This is a genomic window from Mesorhizobium sp. UC74_2, assembly GCF_042701485.1.
In the GTDB taxonomy this organism is placed as follows: Bacteria; Pseudomonadota; Alphaproteobacteria; order Rhizobiales; family Rhizobiaceae; genus Mesorhizobium.
Genome location: NZ_CP170562.1, coordinates 3,850,674 through 3,868,130, shown reverse-complemented (window position 1 = coordinate 3,868,130; position 17,457 = coordinate 3,850,674). Strand labels below are relative to the sequence as shown.

Sequence of the window (17,457 nt, the reverse complement as noted above, 5' to 3'; positions counted from 1 at the left end):
GATCAATCGGCGCCTCCATCTCCTCCACCATCACCAAAGCCAACGCTGGTTGCCACCGCAGGAACGCTGGCCTGCAGGCCGACAGACAATACGCCGTCCTTCTGGCGAGAGAGTTCCAGATCGGCATTCAGTTGCTTGAAGCGCCAGGAAAGAAACACGGCGATGAAAATAAGCAATCCAATGAAGAGGCCGCCCAATATCCAGTCCAACATGAGGAACTTGCCCGCTGGTTTAAGCCTGATGGGAAGCGAACGATAATGACAAACAACGCGACCTACAACTTCGCCTATCTCGACGAACAGACCAAGCGCATGATCCGGCGTGCCATCCTCAAGGCGATCGCCGTGCCGGGTTACCAGGTGCCGTTCGCCAGCCGTGAAATGCCGATGCCCTATGGCTGGGGCACCGGCGGCGTCCAGGTGACGGCCTCGATCCTGGGGCCGGACGATGTGCTGAAGGTCATCGACCAGGGTGCCGACGACACCACCAACGCGGTCTCGATCCGCAAGTTCTTCCAGAAGGTTGCCGGCGTCGAGACGACTACAAGCACGCAAGACGCGACGATCATCCAGACCCGTCATCGCATTCCCGAAGCGCCGCTGCAGGAAGGCCAGGTGCTGGTCTACCAGGTGCCGATCCCCGAGCCGCTGCGCTTCCTCGAACCGCGCGAGACGGAAACCCGCAAGATGCATGCACTGGAAGAATACGGCCTCATGCATGTGAAGCTCTATGAAGACATCGCCAGGAACGGCCATATCGCCACCACCTACGCCTATCCGGTGAAGGTCGAGGGTCGCTACGTGATGGATCCGTCGCCGACACCGAAATTCGACAATCCGAAGATGCACATGTCGCCGGCGCTGCAGCTGTTCGGCGCCGGGCGCGAGAAGCGCATCTATGCGGTGCCGCCGCATACCGAGGTGATCAGCCTCGATTTCGAGGATCATCCGTTCGAGGTGCAGCGTTTCGACAAGCCTTGCGCGCTATGCGGCGCCGAGCAGGTTTATCTCGATGAAGTCGTGCTCGATGATCGCGGCGGGCGCATGTTCGTCTGCTCCGACACCCACCATTGCGAAAGCCGCCAGGCCGCTGGCCATCGCGGCGACCAGGCCGCAGGCCATAGCAACGAAATATCCGGCGAGGCCCTGTCATGACTGTTTCGGTGGGGATCGACCATGCGGAGGTCGAAACCGACAATCTGCCGTTGATGTCGGTTCGGTCGGTGAGCAAGCACTACGGCCAGCGCATCGGCTGCGCCGATGTCGATTTCGACATCTGGCCGGGGGAGGTGCTGGCGATCGTCGGCGAGTCCGGTTCGGGCAAGACGACATTGCTGAACTGCATTTCCACGCGCCTCGCCCCAACCGCGGGAACGGTGTCCTACCGCATGCGCGACGGCGAGATGCGCGACCTGTACGGATTGGGCGAAGCCGAACGCCGTCTTTTGCTGCGCACCGACTGGGGCTTCGTCCACCAGAACCCGGCCGACGGCCTGCGCATGACGGTTTCGGCCGGCGCCAATGTCGGCGAGCGGCTGATGGCGGTCGGCGACCGGCACTATGGCAACATCCGCGCCACTGCCACCGACTGGCTCGGCCGTGTCGAGATCGATGCAGACCGCATCGACGACCAGCCGCGCGCTTTCTCCGGCGGCATGCGCCAGCGTCTGCAGATCGCCCGCAATCTGGTCACCGCGCCACGCCTGGTCTTCATGGACGAGCCGACTGGTGGCCTCGACGTTTCGGTGCAGGCGCGCCTGCTCGACCTGTTGCGTGGCCTGGTTCACGATCTCGGCCTCGCGGTCATCATCGTCACGCACGATCTCGCGGTCGCGCGCCTGCTGTCGCACCGGATGATGGTGATGAAGGACGGCCGGGTCATCGAACACGGACTGACCGACCGTCTGCTCGACGATCCGCAGGCGCCCTACACGCAACTGCTCGTTTCTTCGATCCTGCAAGTCTGAGGCGCGGTGATGACGCTACTTCTCAATGTTTCCGGTCTTGGCAAGACCTTCATCATGCATCTGCGCGGCGGCATCGAACTGCCGGTGATCATGGATGCCGCCTTCATGCTGGAAGGCGGAAAATGTGCCGTATTAGGCGGCCCGTCCGGCGCCGGCAAAAGCTCGATCCTGAAGATGCTCTACGGCAACTATGCCGTGAATGAAGGCAGCATCGAGATCCTGCATCGTGGCCACATGGTCGACCTGGCGACAGCCGCCCCGCGCACGGTGCTCGAGATCCGCCGTGAGACGATCGGTTATGTCAGCCAGTTTTTGCGTGTCGTGCCCCGCGTCAGTGCGCTCGACATCGTGGCCGAGCCACTGGTCGAACGTGGCACCGATCGCAGCAAGGCAGCCGGCAGGGCGCGCGAGTTGTTGAGCCGTCTCAATTTGCCCGAGCGCCTCTGGGCCCTGCCGCCCGCGACCTTCTCGGGTGGTGAACAGCAACGCGTCAACATCGCGCGCGGTTTCATCACCGATCATCCGGTTCTGCTGCTTGACGAGCCGACCGCATCGCTCGACGCCACCAACCGCGCTGTCGTCGTCGAGATGATCGCGGAGAAGAAACGGGCAGGGGTGGCGTTGCTCGGCATCTTCCACGACGCCGACGTACGCAACGCGGTGGCAGACATCGTCATCGACGTCACCGGCTTCGCGCCGGACCGAAAGGCGGCCTGACCATGCCGCGTCTTTCCGAAACCCCGGTTGTCGATCCGACAGCCCGCCTCGAGAACTGCACGCTCGGCCGCTACACCGAAGTGACCGAGGGCTGCCGTCTCACCGAGACGGAACTCGGCGACTATTCCTACATCATGCAGGACGGCCAGACCTGGTGCGTGACCATCGGCAAGTTCGCCAACATCGCCGCTTCGGTGCGCATCAACGCCACCAACCACCCGATGTCGCGCGCCACGCTGCATCACTTCACCTACCGCGCCGGCGACTATTTCGAGGACGCCGCGCATGAAGACGATTTCTTTGCCGCGCGCCGCGCCAACCGCGTCGTGGTCGGCCACGATACCTGGATCGGTCACGGCGTCACCATCCTGCCCGGCGTGACCATCGGTGACGGCGCGGTCGTTGGCTCCGGCGCCGTCGTCACCAGGGATGTCGAACCCTATACGATCGTCGCTGGTGTGCCGGCTAAGTTCATGCGCCGCCGCTTCGAGCCGCAGATCGCCGAACGCATGCAGGCACTGGCCTGGTGGGACTGGGACCACGCCGACCTGCGCGCCGCGCTCGATGATTTCCGCAACCTGAGCGCAGAAGCCTTCCTCGAACGCTACGAGGGCCGGTCCGGCAGTGCGATATCGGTGAATGGTCACACAGCTGACACGAACGGTACATCCGACCGTCATCGAGAAGCGGTAACCGGGTAACGAATTCCGGCCGGGCGTCGCGGCCTTGCCGGTCGCGGTCGCATGCCCGGACAGCCGAGCAACACGCGTCCATCGACGACCACTCAATTGGTGCTGGGGCCGTAGGCCCAAACCAGGAGCGATTTCATGAACGCCATCAGCATACGCAACCTTTCGAAGAATTTTGGCAAGAAGCGTGCACTCGACAATGTCAGCCTCGACATCGGCAAGGGCGAGATGGTCGCGCTGATCGGCGCCTCCGGCTCCGGCAAGAGCACGCTGCTGCGCCATATCTGCGGGCTGGAGACCGGCCAGACCGGCTCCAGCACGATCGAGATCTTCGGCGCCAGCCTGCAGAACAACGGCCGGCTCTCCGGTGGCGCCCGCGGTCTTCGCCGCAACATCGGCGTGATCTTCCAGCAGTTCAACCTGGTCAGCCGGCTTTCCGTATTGTCCAATGTGCTGATCGGCAATCTCGGCCGCATCCCCGTCTGGCGCGGTACGCTCGGGCTGTTCAGCGCCGAGGAAAAGCGGCTCGCCCGCGAGGCGCTGGCCAAGGTCGGCATCCCCGAAGTGGCCTGGCAGCGCGCCTCGACCCTGTCGGGCGGACAGCAGCAGCGCGCGGCGATCGCCCGCACGCTGGTGCAGCGCTCCAACATCCTGCTCGCCGACGAGCCGATCGCCTCGCTCGATCCGTCTTCGGCGCGCCGCGTCATGGAGGTGCTGGCCGGCGTCAATCGCGAGGACGGCATCACCTGCGTGGTGTCGTTGCACCAGGTCGAATATGCGCGCCGCTATTGCCCGCGCACCATCGCCCTGAAGGACGGCCGCGTCGTGTTCGACGGCCCGTCCTCCAGGCTCACCCACAGAACACTGGTCGAACTCTACGGCTCGAATTCCGAAGAGTTGATCCTGCCCGAGGCTGTTCCGGATTTCGTCCCCGAATACCCGGAACCTGCAACCACCAAGAACCCGGACATGGCGCCGGCTTTCGCCTGAACAGAGAACCAACAGGAGACGTTGACATGAACGCTATGCTCAAGGCCATCGCCGCCACGGCGATCGCCTTCACCCTCACCGGTGCCGCTTATGCCGAGGAGATCAACTTCGGCATCATCTCGACCGAGTCCCAGCAGAACCTCAAGCCGAAGTGGGAGCCCTTCCTCGCCGACATGAAGAAGGAAACCGGCCTCGACGTGAAGCCGTTCTTCGCTTCGGACTATGCCGGCGTCATCGAAGGCATGCGTTTCGGCAAGGTACAGATGGCCTGGTACGGCAACAAGTCGGCCATGGAAGCGGTGGATCGCGCCGATGGCGAGATCTTCGCCCAGACCGTCTCCGTTGACGGCAACCCTGGCTACTGGTCGCTGATCCTGGCGCCGAAGGACAGCAAGCTGAACACCGTCGAAGATCTGCTGAAGTGCGACAAGACCCTGAACTTCGGCCTCGGCGATCCGAACTCGACCTCTGGCTACCTCGTTCCGACCACCTTCGTCTTCGCGGCCAACAAGGTCGATCCGAAGAACTGCTTCAAGGCGGTCACCAACGCCAACCACGAGACCAACGCCATGGCCGTTGCCAACGGCCAGCTCGACGCTGCCGCCAACAACACCGAGAACCTCGCCCTCATCGAGAAGAACCAGCCTGCAGCCTTTGCCAAGATCAAGGTGATCTGGAAATCGCCGCTGATCCCGTCCGACCCGATCGTCTGGCGCAAGGAACTGCCGCAGGCGACCAAGGACAAGCTGAAGAACTTCATCCTGACCTACGGCACCGACAAGTCGAAGGGTGACGTCGCCAAGGAAAAGGAAATCCTGGCCGGCCTGCAGTGGGCGCCGTTCCGTGCCTCGGACAACGATCAGCTGCTGCCGATCCGCGTCATGGAGCTGACCAAGGCCAAGGCCAAGATCGAAGCCGACGCCAACCTCTCGGAAGCCGACAAGAAGGCCAAGATCGAGAAGATCGATGCCGAGAAGGCCGGCTACGAAGCCAAGATCAAGGCCAAGGGCCAGAGCTGATCGGCTCCGGGCCGATCGATCTCGGCCTCGACATATCATGCCGGGCGGATTGACGCCCGGCATGACCCAAGAGCGGGATGTGATGAAGATGGATTCCGCTCGACCCTCATGTTTTCTCGCATGATCTTTGTCCGGAAAAGTCTTTTCGGGATCATGCTCCAGCGAGCGCGATGATGACCCAAACGACGCATATCGGTGAAAACGAGAAACCACGCCCCGAGATCGGACGCGACTGGACCCGCGATGCCTGGACCGCCGTCACCTGGCTCGGCCTGGCTGTGCTCCTGATCTGGAGCTGGGCGCCGGCAGAGATGTTCCGCTGGACCTATCTCTTCACCGATGCCGGCAACATGGCGCAATATGCGGCGGGTTTCTCGCACCCGAATTTCGGGGAATGGCGCTACTATCTGCAGGAGATGCTGGTCACCATCCAGATCGCGCTGTGGGGCACGTTCCTGGCGGCGATCCTCGCGGTTCCGTTCGGCATCCTTTCGGCTTCCAACATGGCGCCGTGGTACATCGTCCAGCCGGTGCGCCGGCTGATGGACCTGTTCCGCTCCATCCATGAGCTCGTATACGCCGTGCTGTTCGTCGTCGCCGTCGGCCTCGGGCCTTTTGCCGGCGTCATGGCGCTGTTCATCCATACGACCGGCATCCTGGCCAAGCTGTTCTCCGAAGCCGTCGAGGCGATCGACCCGCGCCCGGTCGAGGCGATCCGCGCCACCGGTGCGACGCGCCTGCAGGAAGTGGTCTTCGGCGTGGTGCCGCAGGTTCTCCCACTGTGGATGTCCTATGCGCTCTATCGTTTCGAATCCAACGTGCGTGCCGCCACCGTACTCGGCGTCATCGGCGCTGGCGGCATCGGCCAGGTGCTGTTCGAGAGCATCCGTGGCTTCTACTACCCTGAAGCTGCCGCAATGCTCATCATCATGCTGGTGACGGTGTCTTTGATCGACGTCATCTCGCAGCAGTTGCGAAAGCTGTTCCTGTGATGCGCTACGCAGTCTATTTCACGCCTTCCGAGCACGATCCGCTGACCAGGGCCGCGGCCAACTGGCTCGGCCGCGATGCTTTTTCGGGCGAACTGCTTGCGGCGCCGTCCTTCGACGGCTTGCCGGCGGAGGAAATCTCCCGGCTGACGGGCGAGCCGCGCCGTTACGGTTTCCACGGTACCATCGTCGCGCCGTTCCGGCTCGCCGACGGTGTTGGCCTGGCCGATCTCGAAGAGAGCTTCGACCGGTTCTGTGCCAAGACCACCTCGTTCTTCATCGAGGGCCTGCGGATCGGGCAACTGGGTCCGCTGGGACAACTCGGCTCTTTCCTCGCGCTGTTGCCGACGGAAGCGGAATACCAGCTTTCCGCCTTCGCCGCCGATGCGGTCCTGCATTTCGCGCCGGTACGGGCAGCGCTGACCGAAGCCGAAATCGAGCGTCGCGATCCTTCGAAGCTCACCACGCGCCAGGCCGCCTACCTCAGGCGCCATGGCTACCCCTTCGTGATGGACGAGTTCCGTTTCCACATGACGCTGAGCGAGCGCCTGCCGGAGGAGACGCTGGCGCGGGTACAGCCGGCGCTGGAACGCCGCTTCGAAGCGTTCACGGGACATCCCCTCGCCATCGACGGCCTTGCCCTGTTCATCGAGCGTGAAGCCGGCGCGCCCTTCACCGTGCATTCCTACCGGCCACTGCGGCCACTTGAAGCCAGAAAGTCTGCCTGAGATGCCACAAGATATCGTCCTGAAAAATGCCCGCGTCGTCCTCGAGGACGAGATCATCAACGGATCGGTCCTGTTTCGTAACGGCAAGATCGCCGCGATCGATAGCGGCGCGGCGGCAATCGGCGAGGACTGCGAGGGTGACTATGTCGTCCCAGGCCTGGTTGAACTGCACACGGACCATCTCGAGGCTCACTATTCGCCGCGCCCGGGCGTGCGCTGGGATTCCATCGCTGCCCTGCAGGCACATGACGCGCAGGTGGTTGCGTCGGGCATCACCACCGTCTTCGACTGCCTGCGCCTGGGTTCCGACGAGGATGGTGGCTTCCAGAAAGGCGAGATGCGCGCCATCGCGGACGCCATCGAGGTCGCCGTTGCCGAAGATCGGCTGCGCGCCAGCCACCTCATCCACCTGCGCTGCGAAGTCTCGGCAGCCGACGTGATCGACCAGTATGAAGACTTCAAGACCGACGGTTTCGTGCGGCTCGCTTCGCTGATGGACCACGCGCCCGGCCAGCGGCAATTCCAGACGCTGGACCAGTATGCGCTCTACTACAAGACCAAGCGCGGGCTGGACGATGCGGCTTTCGAGCGCTTCATGGCCAAGCGTGTCGCCGCTTCGCAGAAATATTCCGCCACGCACCGCAAGACCATCGTCGAGGCCTGCAGCGAGCGCGGCATCGCACTCGCCAGCCATGACGACGCCACGGTCGAGCATGTCGAGGAATCGATCGCCTTCGGCGTCAAGCTGGCGGAGTTCCCGACCAGCATGGAAGCTGCCAGGGCGTCGCATGAAGCCGGCATCTCGGTGATGATGGGGGCCCCCAACATCGTTCGCGGCAAGTCGCATTCCGGCAATATCGCGGCGAGGGAACTGGCCGAGGCCGGCGTGCTCGACGTGCTGTCGTCCGACTATGTGCCGTTCAGCCTGATGCAGGCGCCGTTCATCCTGGCCGATGGCCCGCAAGGCAGGCCGCTCAACGAGACGATCAAGCTGGTGACCGCCGCGCCGGCGCGTACGGTTGGCCTGACCGACCGTGGCCGCATCGCGCCGGGACTGCGTGGCGACGTCGTGCGCGTGCGCCACGGCAAGGGTGTCCCGGTCGTGCGCTCCGTCTGGCGCGAGGGCCGTCGCGTTGCCTGACACAAGGTTGCAGGGGACGCTCGTCGTCGTGGTCGGCCCAAGTGGTGCCGGCAAGGACAGCGTCATCGGCTATGCGCGTGAGCGTCTGGCCGATCGCAGCGACATCCTGTTCGTGCGCCGCATCGTCACGCGCGAAGCGACGGCCGAGGCGGAAGACCATGACAGCCTGAGCGAGACTGCCTTCGACGAGGCGAGGCTAACCGGACGCTTCGCCGTGAGCTGGCGGGCGAACGGGTTGAGCTATGCCTTGCCGCGCAGCTCCATGGATCATGTCGATCGTGGCGGCACCGCCATCGCCAACGGATCGCGCGGCGCGATCGACGACATTCGTGCCGCCTTTGCCAATGTCATCGTGGTCGGGCTGACTGCCAGGCCGGAGATCATCGCGGCCAGGCTTTCGGCGCGCGGACGCGAGACCGCGGAAGAGATCGGCCGCCGTGTCGAACGAGGACTGAAGCTCGGCGCCTATGGCCAGGACATCACCATCGACAACAGCACCGAACTGCGGACCCCCGGCGAAGCGCTGGTTTCGATCATCACCGGCAGGCTGTCGCTGGCGTCATAGCCTGTTGGCGCGGCGGCCGGCATATCGTCAGCGTCCGGCAAGTCTGGTGAAACCGTCAGCGCTCCAGCGCTCGCTGCCGATGCCGTGATGGCCGAAGAACAGTCCATCAGGATCGTAGCGGTCCTTCACGGCGAGCAGCCGTGGATAATGCGCTCCCCAGAATGCGTCCTGCCAGCGCTCCTCGAAGAAGTTGCTTTCGGCGACATAAGAGCCGGGTTCAGGAACAAGGCGCCTTACCTCGTCCATCGCTTTGTCGATGGCGGTGGCATTCTTCCGTGCCATGGCAAGGTCGGGCTCGTGGCCGGCAGCGCCGGGATAGGCGGGAGGTCCTTCGGCTGCGCTGATCAAAAGCGCGAAGGCATCCAGCGCCACCGGGTTGGTCGCGGTGTCGTGTGCCTGTTCCATGACTGCGGGGAGAGCTCCGGCGAGCCCTTTGTTGGTGTGCAATGACACGCTTCGGTGGCGGCTTGCCGCAAACAGCATTTCGGCCAGTGCATCGCGCCGGTCATCGGCAAGCAGTGAGGCTGGCAGCCAGGCCGACTGGTAGCCGTGCAACACCTGGCCTGCTTCCTTGAGGTTGCCGGCCCAGAAGATGTTGTCAGCTGACGCGCCGGGACGATCGTCGAGCAGCACGGCGCCGGGAACCTTTTCGAGGAACCGCGGATCCCAGAAATGGCGCGCTGGAGCGGCGATGAAGACAGGATCAGCCTGGAACTGGAAAGCCTGATTTTCAGCACGCAGCCAGTCAAGGAATGGGCCCCAGATTGCCTCGGCCTCTTTCTGGCCTATCCCCTGGAAGAGCATGTTGATGACCAGCACATTGCCGGCGCGGAAGATGATCTGTTCGCCCCAGTTCGGATTGAACAGGGCATCTGCATAGAAGTCCATGACACGCGCGATCAGCCGTTTGTAATTCTCGTCGGAACTGGCCCGGACGGTCATCGCGACGACGCCGAAGAACTCCGGCAAGGCATGCGTGCGCAGGGTCAGCCTGGTGACGACACCGAAGCTTCCGCCTCCGCCGCCCTTGAGTGCCCAGTAGAGATCGGGGTTGGTGCAGGCATTGGCGATCCTGACCTGGCCATCGGCGCTGACCACCTCCGCTTCCAGCATGCTCCCGGCAGCCAGCCCATAAGCCTTGGAGAAGCTGCCGAAGCCGCCGCTCTGGATCAGGCCGGCGACACCGACTGTCAGGCAGCCGCCGCCCTGCACGTAACGGCCCGCCTTGGTGCTGACCGCATCATAGGCCTTGCCCCACAACACACCGGCCCCGACCGAGACCGCGGGCATGGCTTGCCCCTTGCAGCCTGACGGCTGGAAGCTGTCATGGATGGTCACGTCATCCATATGGCGGGTCCAGATCAGGAGCGAGTCCGCCGCGTTGGACGTGCCCTGGTAACTGTGACCGCCGCCCTTGATCACCAGCCGCAATTTGTTGTCGCGGGCGAAATTCACGGCCGCCACCACATCCGCGGTCGAACGCGCAGCCACCGCATAGGCGCTGGGCCGCGACGTCCAGGCGCCGACCCATCCGAGTGTCTGGGTAAGTGACGGGTCGTCGCCGAGGTGGAACGGGTTATGAAGTCTCTGCCAGAATTGTGCACAGTCGGCGCTATCCGCTGAGCGAGCACAGGCATCGAAGGGGGAGGCCAGTTTCATAAGCCGGCCGCCGACGCCCTGGCGGAGCTTTTCCCACGCCTGCTGCGACGGCCAGCCAGCGTCGCCCGGACGCACTCTGGCCGGCATCTGCACGGCGCCTGCGGACGCATCACCCCATCCGCCCAGGGCGATGGGAGCGGTCGCTGCCATCATCTGCATGAAATCCCGCCTGTTCATGTCCGTCGTCTCCACGTCAGCTGCGAGCGGAAGGGCTACGGCAAAGGTTCCCCGAGAAGAACAGTCAGGGGATGAGACTTGGCCCGATGGGACGAACGGCGGCAGCGAAAATGTTTCGAGGGACGAGCGGCGGCCCTGCCGGGACCAGTGCCGAACATCGGTCTTTTCCAGTTCGAGCCGGTCGGGCATGATCGTTTCCATGACGAAACCACCCGCCGACCGGATCGACCTCGATCGCCGCATCCTGCTGCGCGTTTTGCTGCTGGCCGCCGCCTTTCTGGCTGTCATCGCCTTCGTCAATGCAACGACGTTGAACACCGACGCGATGCGCAGCGGACGTGTCCTGGATGGCCGCATTCCCGGATCCAGGAATATTCGAGTGCGATCGTGATCGTGATACTGGTGCCGCTGGTGGCGCTGTGGGAACGGCGCTTTCGGCTGGCCATAGCTGGTCTGCCACGCGCGATAGTTGTCCATGTCATCGGCAGCATCGTTTTTTCGGCGCTGCATGTCGCCGGCATGGTTCTGCTGCGCAAGGTCGTCTTCGCCATCGCCCTGGGGCAGGCCTACAATTTCTTCGATGAGCCGCTGACCGACCTTGCCTATGAATATCGCAAGGACGCGCTGACCTATGCCACGATCCTGCTGATGCTGACGCTGGTGCGTGGCATCGAGTTCAATCGCCCGCACTCCCGGCGGGAAAGACAGAGCGAACCCGCACGCCTGACGCTGAAATCAGGTGGCCGCACCATCCTCCTCGATGCGCATGCGGTCGAGTGGGCACGTGCCGCCGCCAACTACGTCGACGTGCATGCCAGAGGCAGCACGCATCTCGCGCGTATCAGCCTCTCTGCGCTTGAGGCGCAATTGAGGGAGGCCGGTGTCGATGCCGTGCGCGTGCACCGCTCGTGGATCGTCAACCGCGCAAAGATTGTCGAAATCGTTCCGCTGGGCGATGGCGATGTTCGTATCCGGACCGGTGAGGGGGCGGAGATCAGGGGATCGCGGCGTTACCGGCACCTGCTCGATGCGGCAGATGCCGCGAAGCCGGACGCTCGCGTGGCCTGATCTGCGTCTCAGGCGGAGAGCCTCGTCGTTTCTTCACCCAGGCCGCCATGCTCGACGATGAAGTCCACAACCTCCTGCAGGCCCTTGCCGCGATGCAGGTCGGTGAACACGAATGGACGCTTGCCGCGCATCCTGGTGGCATCGGCCTCCATCACCTCGAGATCGACATGGACGTGAGGAGCCAGATCGCTCTTGTTGATCACCAGGAAATCGGAGCGGGTGATGCCCGGACCGCCCTTGCGCGGGATTTCCTCACCCTGGCAGACCGAGATGACGTAAAGCGTCAGGTCGGCAAGGTCCGGCGAAAAGGTGGCGGCGAGGTTGTCGCCGCCCGATTCGATGAAGACGATATCGAGATCGGGAAAACGCCGGTTCATCTCGGCGATCGCCTGCAGATTGATGGATGCGTCCTCGCGTATGGCCGTGTGCGGGCAGCCGCCGGTTTCCACGCCCATGATGCGGTCTTCCGGCAGCGCCTGGTGTCGCGCCAGGATCAGAGCATCCTCGCGCGTATAGATGTCGTTGGTCACCACCGCGATCGAATAGCGCTCGCGCAGTGCCTTGCAGAGTTTCTCTGTCAGCGTCGTCTTGCCTGAGCCGACAGGTCCGCCGATGCCGACGCGCAAGGGGCCATTTTTCTGTGTCATGAGCGAAAGAGCCTCGAATGCAGGGTTTCATGTTTGATGGCCATGACCTCGCCAAGGAAGGTCGCAGAGCCGAGATCGTCGAGGGTCGCATGCGCAGCGCGTCGCGCGGTATCGAGAACAACAGGTTCCAGTCGCGCCATCAGCATCGTGACGCCGCTTTGGCCGGTCACCGAGAGACGGATCGAGGCCTGCAGCTGGTTAAGCGTGAAGGCCTGCAGGAACGCGGCAAGCGTGCTGTTCAACGTGATGTCGTGAGCGCCGGCGACCGCACCAACCGCGACCGGATAGGCGCAGGGACGCGGCAGGCGCTGCAGGACCGCGCAAGGCCAGCTGCGCGCGGCGTCCAGGAAGGCCGAACCCTGCGAGAGGCTTTCCAGATGGCGTTCGCGGCCGCCGGCCAGGGCCTCCGCCAGCGCCACGAGGCCGGCGAGATCTTGATCCTCGCGCGCCAGTCGCCAGCTCTCGGCGAGCAGCACGGCGTCGTTCCAGGCCGATCCGCATTCGACAAGGTCGCTCAGCCAGGCTTCCAGGCCGCCGGTGTCGACGACCAGCCCGTCCTGTACCGCCTGTTCGAGGCCATGGCTGTAGCTGTAGGAACCGACCGGGAATACCGGCGAGAGCCAGGCCAGCAGCCTCAGCAGGGCGTGATCAGTCGTGGTGGTGGCCATGGCTCCCACCGTGATGGTGATCATGGTGGTGGTCGTCATCGTGGTGATGATGGTGCCCACCGGAATAGGCGCCGCGCAATGGGCTGAAGATGGCGTCGATTTCGCGCAGTCTTGCTCCCAGTCCCTCGAGCATCGCCTTGATGACATGGTCGCGCAGGATCAGGATGCGATCGCCTTCGATCTGTGCGGCGAGGTGCCGGTTGCCGATATGCCAGGCGAGTTCGGCTATATGCAGCGCGTCGCGCCCGCGGATTTCCAGCAGAGCCTCGCGCGCAGCCCGGATTTCGATCTCGCGGCCGTCTTCGGTCAGCAGCCTGTCGCCATGTTCCAGCACCACCGACTCGGTGAAATCGGCCAGCAGCTTTTCGCCGCTCGCCAGCAGAATGAGCTTGCGACGCAGATGCCGTTCGTCGCGTTCGAGCACGGCATGATCGGCGGGTGGTCGCTGACTGCGTGTCCCGTCGGCGCGGATGATCTCGATGGCCCTCATGATGGGCTTCCCCTCGTTGCTCAGAACAGGAAATAGCGCTGTGCCAGCGCCACGGTTTCCGCCGGCGGGCAGGTCAGCAGCCTGCCGTCGGCGCGCACCTCATAGGTCTCCGGGTCGACTTCCATGGCCGGCATCGCGTCGTTGAGTATCATCGAGCGCTTGCCGATGCCGCCGCGCGTGTTGGCGACCGCCACCATCTGCTTGTCGATGCCGATCTTTTCGCGCAGGCCGGAGGCCAGCGCGGCCTGCGACACGAAAGTCACCGAGCTTGCACTGAGCGCCTTGCCGAAGGCGCCGAACATCGGCCTGAAATGCACTGGCTGCGGCGTCGGGATGGAGCCGTTCGGGTCGCCCATCGGCACCGTCGCGATTATCCCGCCAAGCAGCACCATGTCGGGTTTCACTCCGAAGAAGGCTGGGTTCCACAGCACGAGGTCCGCGCGCTTGCCGATTTCGACGGAGCCGATTTCATGCGCCATGCCGTGGGCGATGGCAGGATTGATCGTGTATTTGGCGACATAGCGGCGGACACGGAAATTGTCGTTGCCGGCAGCATCCTCGGCCAGCGACCCACGCTGCCGCTTCATCTTGTCGGCGGTCTGCCAGCAGCGGATCACCATCTCGCCGACGCGGCCCATCGCCTGGCTGTCGGACGAGATGATCGAGAACGCGCCCATGTCGTGCAGGATATCCTCGGCCGCGATGGTCTCCTTGCGGATGCGGCTTTCCGCGAAGGCGATGTCTTCGGGGATCGATGGCGAAAGGTGATGGCAGACCATCAGCATGTCGAGATGTTCGGCCACCGTGTTGATCGTGTAGGGCCGGGTCGGGTTCGTCGAAGCCGGCAGCACGTTGGGATACTGGCAGACGCGGATGATATCGGGCGCGTGGCCGCCGCCGGCGCCTTCCGTGTGGAACGAGTGGATCGTCCGGCCCTTGAAGGCGGCAAGCGTGTCCTCGACGAAGCCGCTTTCGTTCAGCGTGTCGGTGTGGATGGCAACCTGCACGTCGAAGCGGTCGGCAACGGCCAGGCAATTGTCGATGGCCGCGGGCGTGGTGCCCCAGTCTTCATGCAGCTTCAGGCCGCAGGCGCCGCCAAGCACCATCTCTTCGAGAGCCCCCGGCAGCGAGGCATTGCCCTTGCCGAACAGGCCGATGTTCATCGGCATGCCGTCGAAGGCCTGGATCATGCGCGTGAGATGCCACGGGCCTGGCGTGCAGGTGGTGGCGAGCGTTCCATGCGCAGGCCCGGTGCCGCCGCCCACCATGCAGGTGACACCGGAGGTCAGGGCCTCTTCCACCTGCTGCGGCGAGATGAGATGGATGTGGCTGTCGATACCGCCGGCGGTCAGGATACGCCCTTCACCGGCGATGATTTCCGTGCCGGGTCCGATGACGATGCTGACACCGGGCTGGGTATCGGGATTGCCGGCCTTGCCGATCGCGGCGATGCGCCCACCCAGAAGCCCGACATCGGCTTTGTAGACGCCTGTATGGTCGACGATCAGCGCGTTGGTAACCACCGTGTCCATGGCGCCTTCGGCACGCGAGAGCTGGCTTTGCCCCATGCCGTCGCGGATCACCTTGCCGCCGCCGAATTTCACCTCCTCGCCGTAGATCGTGAAATCCCTTTCCACCTCGATGAAGAGTTCCGTATCGGCCAGCCGCACCTTGTCGCCGGTCGTCGGTCCGTACATCTGCGCGTAGGTGGCGCGGCTTATCCTGGCTGGCATCGAATGTCTCCGTCGAAGGAATGCGGAGGCCGGCGAACCGGCCGCAGGCTCACAGTTTTCCCATCACCATCTGGCGAAAGCCGTAGATCGTGCGTTCGCCGCCGAAGGGAACCAGCGAGACGTCTCGCTCCTGTCCCGGTTCGAACCGGACGGCTGTGCCGGCAGCAATGTCCAGCCGCAGGCCGCGTGCCTTTTTACGATCGAAGCGCAACGCCGCATTGACCTCGAAGAAGTGATAGTGGCTGCCGACTTGGATCGGCCGGTCGCCGGTGTTGGCGACCTTGATGGTGATGGCTTCAGCCGCCCGGTTCAGCTCGATGTCGCCGTCCGGCGTGATGATTTCTCCCGGGATCATCATGGCCTCACCCGCTGATGGCCAGTGCAAGACCGGCCAGCGCCGTCGCGCCACCGGCGACGCGCATGGCGACAAGCGCCCTGTCGCGTGCGCCCAAGCGCCCAAGGCCGATGCCGGTCAGGATACCGGCGCCATGGAGAAGCGCGGTCGACAGCGCGAAACCCGCGGCGTAGGAGGCGAATGCTGCGGCGCCGATTTCGGCGCCATGCGCATGGCCATGGAAGAAGGCAAAGAAGCCGACGATGACGGCACCGGCTGCCGTTGGTACCCGCAGCGCCAGCGCGACGAGCAGGCCAAGCACCACCACGGAAGCCAGGATCATCGGCTCCACCAGCGGCAACGGCATGCCGTAGAGACCGGCGACAAAACCCAACAGCATCACGCCGACAAAAGCCGCTGGCACCATGAACAATGCCCGTCCGCCGAGCATTGCCGCCCACAGGCCTACCGCCACCATGGCGAGGATATGGTCCGGACCGAACAGTGGATGGCTGAAGCCGGCGGCGAAGGAGCCGTGTTCGGCGGGGTTGAGATGGGCGAAAGCCGGGCTGGCCGCCAGGCTGAGCGCCATCGTGGTGATCATGGTCGTCTTCTTCATGACTGTCGCCTCTCCTCTGTCCTTGCCTTTTCTGCCGTTCTCAACGGATCGGTTCATGCACGGTCACCAGCTTGGTGCCGTCGGGAAATGTCGCCTCGACCTGAACGTCATGGATCATCTCCGCGACGCCCTCCATGACCTGGGCGCGGGTGATGACATGTGCGCCTGCCTCCATGAGGTCGGCGACTGAGCGGCCGTCGCGCGCGCCTTCGACGAGGAAATCGGAAATCAGCGCGATCGCTTCCGGGTGGTTGAGCTTGACGCCCCGTTCCAGCCGGCGGCGCGCGACCATCGCCGCCATGGCGATCAAGAGCTTGTCCTTCTCCCGGGGTGTGAGGTTCATGGTTTCAACCGGCCCGTTTCGTTGTTTCGCATGTCTCTAGATTGACCAAACTTTGGGCAGCGGCTGCCCATTCAGCAGTCGCAGCAAGGGTGCCAGTCGCTTGCGCAAGGTGTAGCTGTCCGGCGCATGAAGCCTCGCCAGCAACTTTTCGACGCCGCTCACCTGCCAGTTGCTGACCGCACCATCCTCGCCGACGATCGCACGCGTCGCGTCCAGGTGGCGTCCGGCCTCGGGGGCGACCAGCAGGACCGTCGCCAGGGCGCGCTGGCCGCCGGCGATGGCGGCGCGTCCCAGTTGCGCGGCGAAATCCGGGCCCAGCCGGAAGTCTTCGGCGTGGATCGGTCGTCCCTCGACGCGAACCCGCCAGCGGTCATGGAAACGCGTTTCCGTCACAATCTCTCCCATCGCTTGCCGTCCAAACACCACGGCTTCCACCAGCAGCACAACGGCGTTGCCGTGGATGTCGACCTCCAGCCGGCGCGACAGTGCCGAACGGTCGAACAGGATCGTCTCCTGAGGAAGCCAAGCAAGATGTGTGCCTTTTCCGGCAGACAGCCGCGTTTCGACGACGGCTGCGCTCTCGGGCGACTTGTAGATGCGCTCACAGGCCTGGGTGGTGATGACTGCCGACGTGCCTTCGTTCGCCTGGACGGTCCAGTTCAGACGATCACCTCCGGTCAGTCCGCCGGCGGTGTTGATGAGGATCGCTTCGAATGGGTCGCGCATCACACGCGGCATGCGGATCTTGGCGCAGCCCTCCTGGAAGAGGCGGGCGACGCGCGATCGACCATGTCGCTGTTCCACCAGGATGCTGCCTTGCCCCTGCGCGCGTTGCGGGGCAAGAGCCGCCAGGCTTTCGGTCTTCGTCAGCATGCGCGCCCCTTCGAGCCTTGTCGCAGGCCACTTTAAGAGAGT

22 protein-coding genes are annotated in these 17,457 nt (G+C 64.0%); 12 read left to right on the top strand and 10 right to left on the bottom strand.

The genetic code is table 11. The features are described from left to right. Positions 1 to 2: 2 nt before the first annotated feature. Complete coding sequence (locus ACFJIU_RS18835; protein WP_379062419.1) at positions 3 to 212, bottom strand: hypothetical protein; 210 nt, start codon at positions 210 to 212, stop codon at positions 3 to 5. A 45-nt stretch (positions 213 to 257) separates the two neighbouring features. Between ACFJIU_RS18835 and ACFJIU_RS18830 the strand changes: the two genes are divergently transcribed. From ACFJIU_RS18830 to phnN, 10 genes are all read left to right on the top strand, one after another. Next, a complete protein-coding gene (locus ACFJIU_RS18830; protein WP_379062417.1) occupies positions 258 to 1,154 on the top strand; it encodes an alpha-D-ribose 1-methylphosphonate 5-phosphate C-P-lyase PhnJ in 897 nt (298 codons plus the stop codon). Positions 1,155 to 1,207: 53 nt separating this feature from the next. Then, entirely contained in the window at positions 1,208 to 1,966 is a 759-nt protein-coding gene (phnK, locus tag ACFJIU_RS18825) for a phosphonate C-P lyase system protein PhnK (RefSeq protein WP_379073162.1), read from the top strand. A gap of 9 nt (positions 1,967 to 1,975) precedes the next feature. After that, positions 1,976 to 2,683 carry a phosphonate C-P lyase system protein PhnL gene (phnL, locus tag ACFJIU_RS18820; protein ID WP_379062415.1) on the top strand — a complete coding sequence of 236 codons (708 nt, stop codon included), beginning with the start codon at positions 1,976 to 1,978 and terminating at the stop codon, positions 2,681 to 2,683. 2 nt (positions 2,684 to 2,685) lie between these two features. Continuing rightward, positions 2,686 to 3,384: a DapH/DapD/GlmU-related protein gene (locus ACFJIU_RS18815; protein ID WP_379062413.1), complete on the top strand. Its 699-nt coding sequence runs from the start codon at positions 2,686 to 2,688 to the stop codon at positions 3,382 to 3,384. Positions 3,385 to 3,510: 126 nt separating this feature from the next. Beyond that, positions 3,511 to 4,362: a phosphonate ABC transporter ATP-binding protein gene (gene phnC / locus ACFJIU_RS18810; protein WP_326895500.1), complete on the top strand. Its 852-nt coding sequence runs from the start codon at positions 3,511 to 3,513 to the stop codon at positions 4,360 to 4,362. Positions 4,363 to 4,388: 26 nt separating this feature from the next. Further along, positions 4,389 to 5,381 carry a phosphonate ABC transporter substrate-binding protein gene (gene phnD / locus ACFJIU_RS18805; RefSeq protein ID WP_379062411.1) on the top strand — a complete coding sequence of 331 codons (993 nt, stop codon included), beginning with the start codon at positions 4,389 to 4,391 and terminating at the stop codon, positions 5,379 to 5,381. Between the two features lie 170 nt (positions 5,382 to 5,551). Further along, entirely contained in the window at positions 5,552 to 6,373 is an 822-nt protein-coding gene (gene phnE, locus ACFJIU_RS18800) for a phosphonate ABC transporter, permease protein PhnE (RefSeq protein WP_379062409.1), read from the top strand. Continuing rightward, entirely contained in the window at positions 6,373 to 7,098 is a 726-nt protein-coding gene (locus tag ACFJIU_RS18795) for a DUF1045 domain-containing protein (protein ID WP_379073161.1), read from the top strand. The genes phnE and ACFJIU_RS18795 overlap by 1 nt, the downstream gene beginning before the upstream one ends. A 1-nt stretch (position 7,099) precedes the next feature. Further along, complete coding sequence (locus ACFJIU_RS18790; protein WP_379062408.1) at positions 7,100 to 8,239, top strand: alpha-D-ribose 1-methylphosphonate 5-triphosphate diphosphatase; 1,140 nt, start codon at positions 7,100 to 7,102, stop codon at positions 8,237 to 8,239. Continuing rightward, on the top strand, positions 8,232 to 8,804 hold the full coding sequence (gene phnN / locus ACFJIU_RS18785) for a phosphonate metabolism protein/1,5-bisphosphokinase (PRPP-forming) PhnN (RefSeq protein ID WP_379062406.1): 573 nt from the start codon (positions 8,232 to 8,234) through the stop codon (positions 8,802 to 8,804). Before ACFJIU_RS18790 ends, phnN begins: the two co-directional genes overlap by 8 nt. Before the next feature lie 27 nt (positions 8,805 to 8,831). On the opposite strand, the gene ACFJIU_RS18780 is transcribed toward phnN, so the two are convergent. After that, positions 8,832 to 10,640, bottom strand: coding sequence for an FAD-binding protein (locus ACFJIU_RS18780; RefSeq protein ID WP_379062404.1), 1,809 nt, complete (start codon positions 10,638 to 10,640; stop codon positions 8,832 to 8,834). 199 nt (positions 10,641 to 10,839) lie between these two features. On the opposite strand from ACFJIU_RS18780, the gene ACFJIU_RS18775 reads away from it, so the two are divergent. Continuing rightward, positions 10,840 to 11,031: a hypothetical protein gene (locus ACFJIU_RS18775; protein ID WP_379062402.1), complete on the top strand. Its 192-nt coding sequence runs from the start codon at positions 10,840 to 10,842 to the stop codon at positions 11,029 to 11,031. Then, on the top strand, positions 11,028 to 11,708 hold the full coding sequence (locus ACFJIU_RS18770; protein WP_379062400.1) for a LytTR family DNA-binding domain-containing protein: 681 nt from the start codon (positions 11,028 to 11,030) through the stop codon (positions 11,706 to 11,708). Before ACFJIU_RS18775 ends, ACFJIU_RS18770 begins: the two co-directional genes overlap by 4 nt. Before the next feature lie 8 nt (positions 11,709 to 11,716). Here the strand turns inward: ACFJIU_RS18770 and ureG are convergent, their stop codons facing one another. Genes ureG through ACFJIU_RS18730 form a run of 8 tightly spaced genes read right to left on the bottom strand, consistent with a single transcriptional unit; the run spans position 11,717 to position 17,415 of the window. After that, the gene (ureG, locus tag ACFJIU_RS18765) at positions 11,717 to 12,355 is read right to left on the bottom strand and encodes an urease accessory protein UreG (protein WP_379062398.1); all 639 of its coding nucleotides are present in this window, start codon (positions 12,353 to 12,355) and stop codon (positions 11,717 to 11,719) included. Then, a complete protein-coding gene (locus ACFJIU_RS18760) occupies positions 12,352 to 13,047 on the bottom strand; it encodes an urease accessory protein UreF (protein ID WP_379073160.1) in 696 nt (231 codons plus the stop codon). The genes ureG and ACFJIU_RS18760 overlap by 4 nt, the downstream gene beginning before the upstream one ends. Continuing rightward, positions 13,004 to 13,516, bottom strand: a complete 513-nt coding sequence (gene ureE / locus ACFJIU_RS18755) for an urease accessory protein UreE (protein ID WP_379073159.1) — start codon at positions 13,514 to 13,516, stop codon at positions 13,004 to 13,006. Before ureE ends, ACFJIU_RS18760 begins: the two co-directional genes overlap by 44 nt. A gap of 17 nt (positions 13,517 to 13,533) precedes the next feature. Next, a complete protein-coding gene (ureC, locus tag ACFJIU_RS18750; RefSeq protein WP_379062396.1) occupies positions 13,534 to 15,246 on the bottom strand; it encodes an urease subunit alpha in 1,713 nt (570 codons plus the stop codon). A gap of 49 nt (positions 15,247 to 15,295) precedes the next feature. Next, complete coding sequence (locus ACFJIU_RS18745; RefSeq protein ID WP_379073158.1) at positions 15,296 to 15,601, bottom strand: urease subunit beta; 306 nt, start codon at positions 15,599 to 15,601, stop codon at positions 15,296 to 15,298. A gap of 7 nt (positions 15,602 to 15,608) precedes the next feature. Then, on the bottom strand, positions 15,609 to 16,199 hold the full coding sequence (locus tag ACFJIU_RS18740) for a HupE/UreJ family protein (RefSeq protein ID WP_379062394.1): 591 nt from the start codon (positions 16,197 to 16,199) through the stop codon (positions 15,609 to 15,611). Positions 16,200 to 16,239: 40 nt separating this feature from the next. Beyond that, positions 16,240 to 16,542 carry an urease subunit gamma gene (locus ACFJIU_RS18735; protein ID WP_379062392.1) on the bottom strand — a complete coding sequence of 101 codons (303 nt, stop codon included), beginning with the start codon at positions 16,540 to 16,542 and terminating at the stop codon, positions 16,240 to 16,242. A 36-nt stretch (positions 16,543 to 16,578) separates the two neighbouring features. After that, positions 16,579 to 17,415, bottom strand: coding sequence for an urease accessory protein UreD (locus tag ACFJIU_RS18730; protein WP_379062390.1), 837 nt, complete (start codon positions 17,413 to 17,415; stop codon positions 16,579 to 16,581). Positions 17,416 to 17,457 lie beyond the last annotated feature (42 nt).

Excerpts from the sequence above, each read along its gene's own strand:
- ACFJIU_RS18835 (WP_379062419.1), bottom strand. The coding sequence starts at position 212 with ATGTTGGACTGGATATTGGGCGGCCTCTTCATTGGATTGCTTATTTTC.
- ACFJIU_RS18830 (WP_379062417.1), top strand. The coding sequence starts at position 258 with ATGACAAACAACGCGACCTACAACTTCGCCTATCTCGACGAACAGACC.
- phnK (WP_379073162.1), top strand. The coding sequence starts at position 1,208 with ATGTCGGTTCGGTCGGTGAGCAAGCACTACGGCCAGCGCATCGGCTGC.
- phnL (WP_379062415.1), top strand. The coding sequence starts at position 1,976 with ATGACGCTACTTCTCAATGTTTCCGGTCTTGGCAAGACCTTCATCATG.
- ACFJIU_RS18815 (WP_379062413.1), top strand. The coding sequence starts at position 2,686 with ATGCCGCGTCTTTCCGAAACCCCGGTTGTCGATCCGACAGCCCGCCTC.
- phnC (WP_326895500.1), top strand. The coding sequence starts at position 3,511 with ATGAACGCCATCAGCATACGCAACCTTTCGAAGAATTTTGGCAAGAAG.
- phnD (WP_379062411.1), top strand. The coding sequence starts at position 4,389 with ATGAACGCTATGCTCAAGGCCATCGCCGCCACGGCGATCGCCTTCACC.
- phnE (WP_379062409.1), top strand. The coding sequence starts at position 5,552 with ATGATGACCCAAACGACGCATATCGGTGAAAACGAGAAACCACGCCCC.
- ACFJIU_RS18795 (WP_379073161.1), top strand. The coding sequence starts at position 6,373 with ATGCGCTACGCAGTCTATTTCACGCCTTCCGAGCACGATCCGCTGACC.
- ACFJIU_RS18790 (WP_379062408.1), top strand. The coding sequence starts at position 7,100 with ATGCCACAAGATATCGTCCTGAAAAATGCCCGCGTCGTCCTCGAGGAC.
- ACFJIU_RS18780 (WP_379062404.1), bottom strand. The coding sequence starts at position 10,640 with ATGAACAGGCGGGATTTCATGCAGATGATGGCAGCGACCGCTCCCATC.
- ACFJIU_RS18775 (WP_379062402.1), top strand. The coding sequence starts at position 10,840 with ATGACGAAACCACCCGCCGACCGGATCGACCTCGATCGCCGCATCCTG.
- ureG (WP_379062398.1), bottom strand. The coding sequence starts at position 12,355 with ATGACACAGAAAAATGGCCCCTTGCGCGTCGGCATCGGCGGACCTGTC.
- ACFJIU_RS18760 (WP_379073160.1), bottom strand. The coding sequence starts at position 13,047 with ATGATCACCATCACGGTGGGAGCCATGGCCACCACCACGACTGATCAC.
- ureC (WP_379062396.1), bottom strand. The coding sequence starts at position 15,246 with ATGCCAGCCAGGATAAGCCGCGCCACCTACGCGCAGATGTACGGACCG.
- ACFJIU_RS18745 (WP_379073158.1), bottom strand. The coding sequence starts at position 15,601 with ATGATCCCGGGAGAAATCATCACGCCGGACGGCGACATCGAGCTGAAC.
- ACFJIU_RS18740 (WP_379062394.1), bottom strand. The coding sequence starts at position 16,199 with ATGAAGAAGACGACCATGATCACCACGATGGCGCTCAGCCTGGCGGCC.
- ACFJIU_RS18735 (WP_379062392.1), bottom strand. The coding sequence starts at position 16,542 with ATGAACCTCACACCCCGGGAGAAGGACAAGCTCTTGATCGCCATGGCG.
- ACFJIU_RS18730 (WP_379062390.1), bottom strand. The coding sequence starts at position 17,415 with ATGCTGACGAAGACCGAAAGCCTGGCGGCTCTTGCCCCGCAACGCGCG.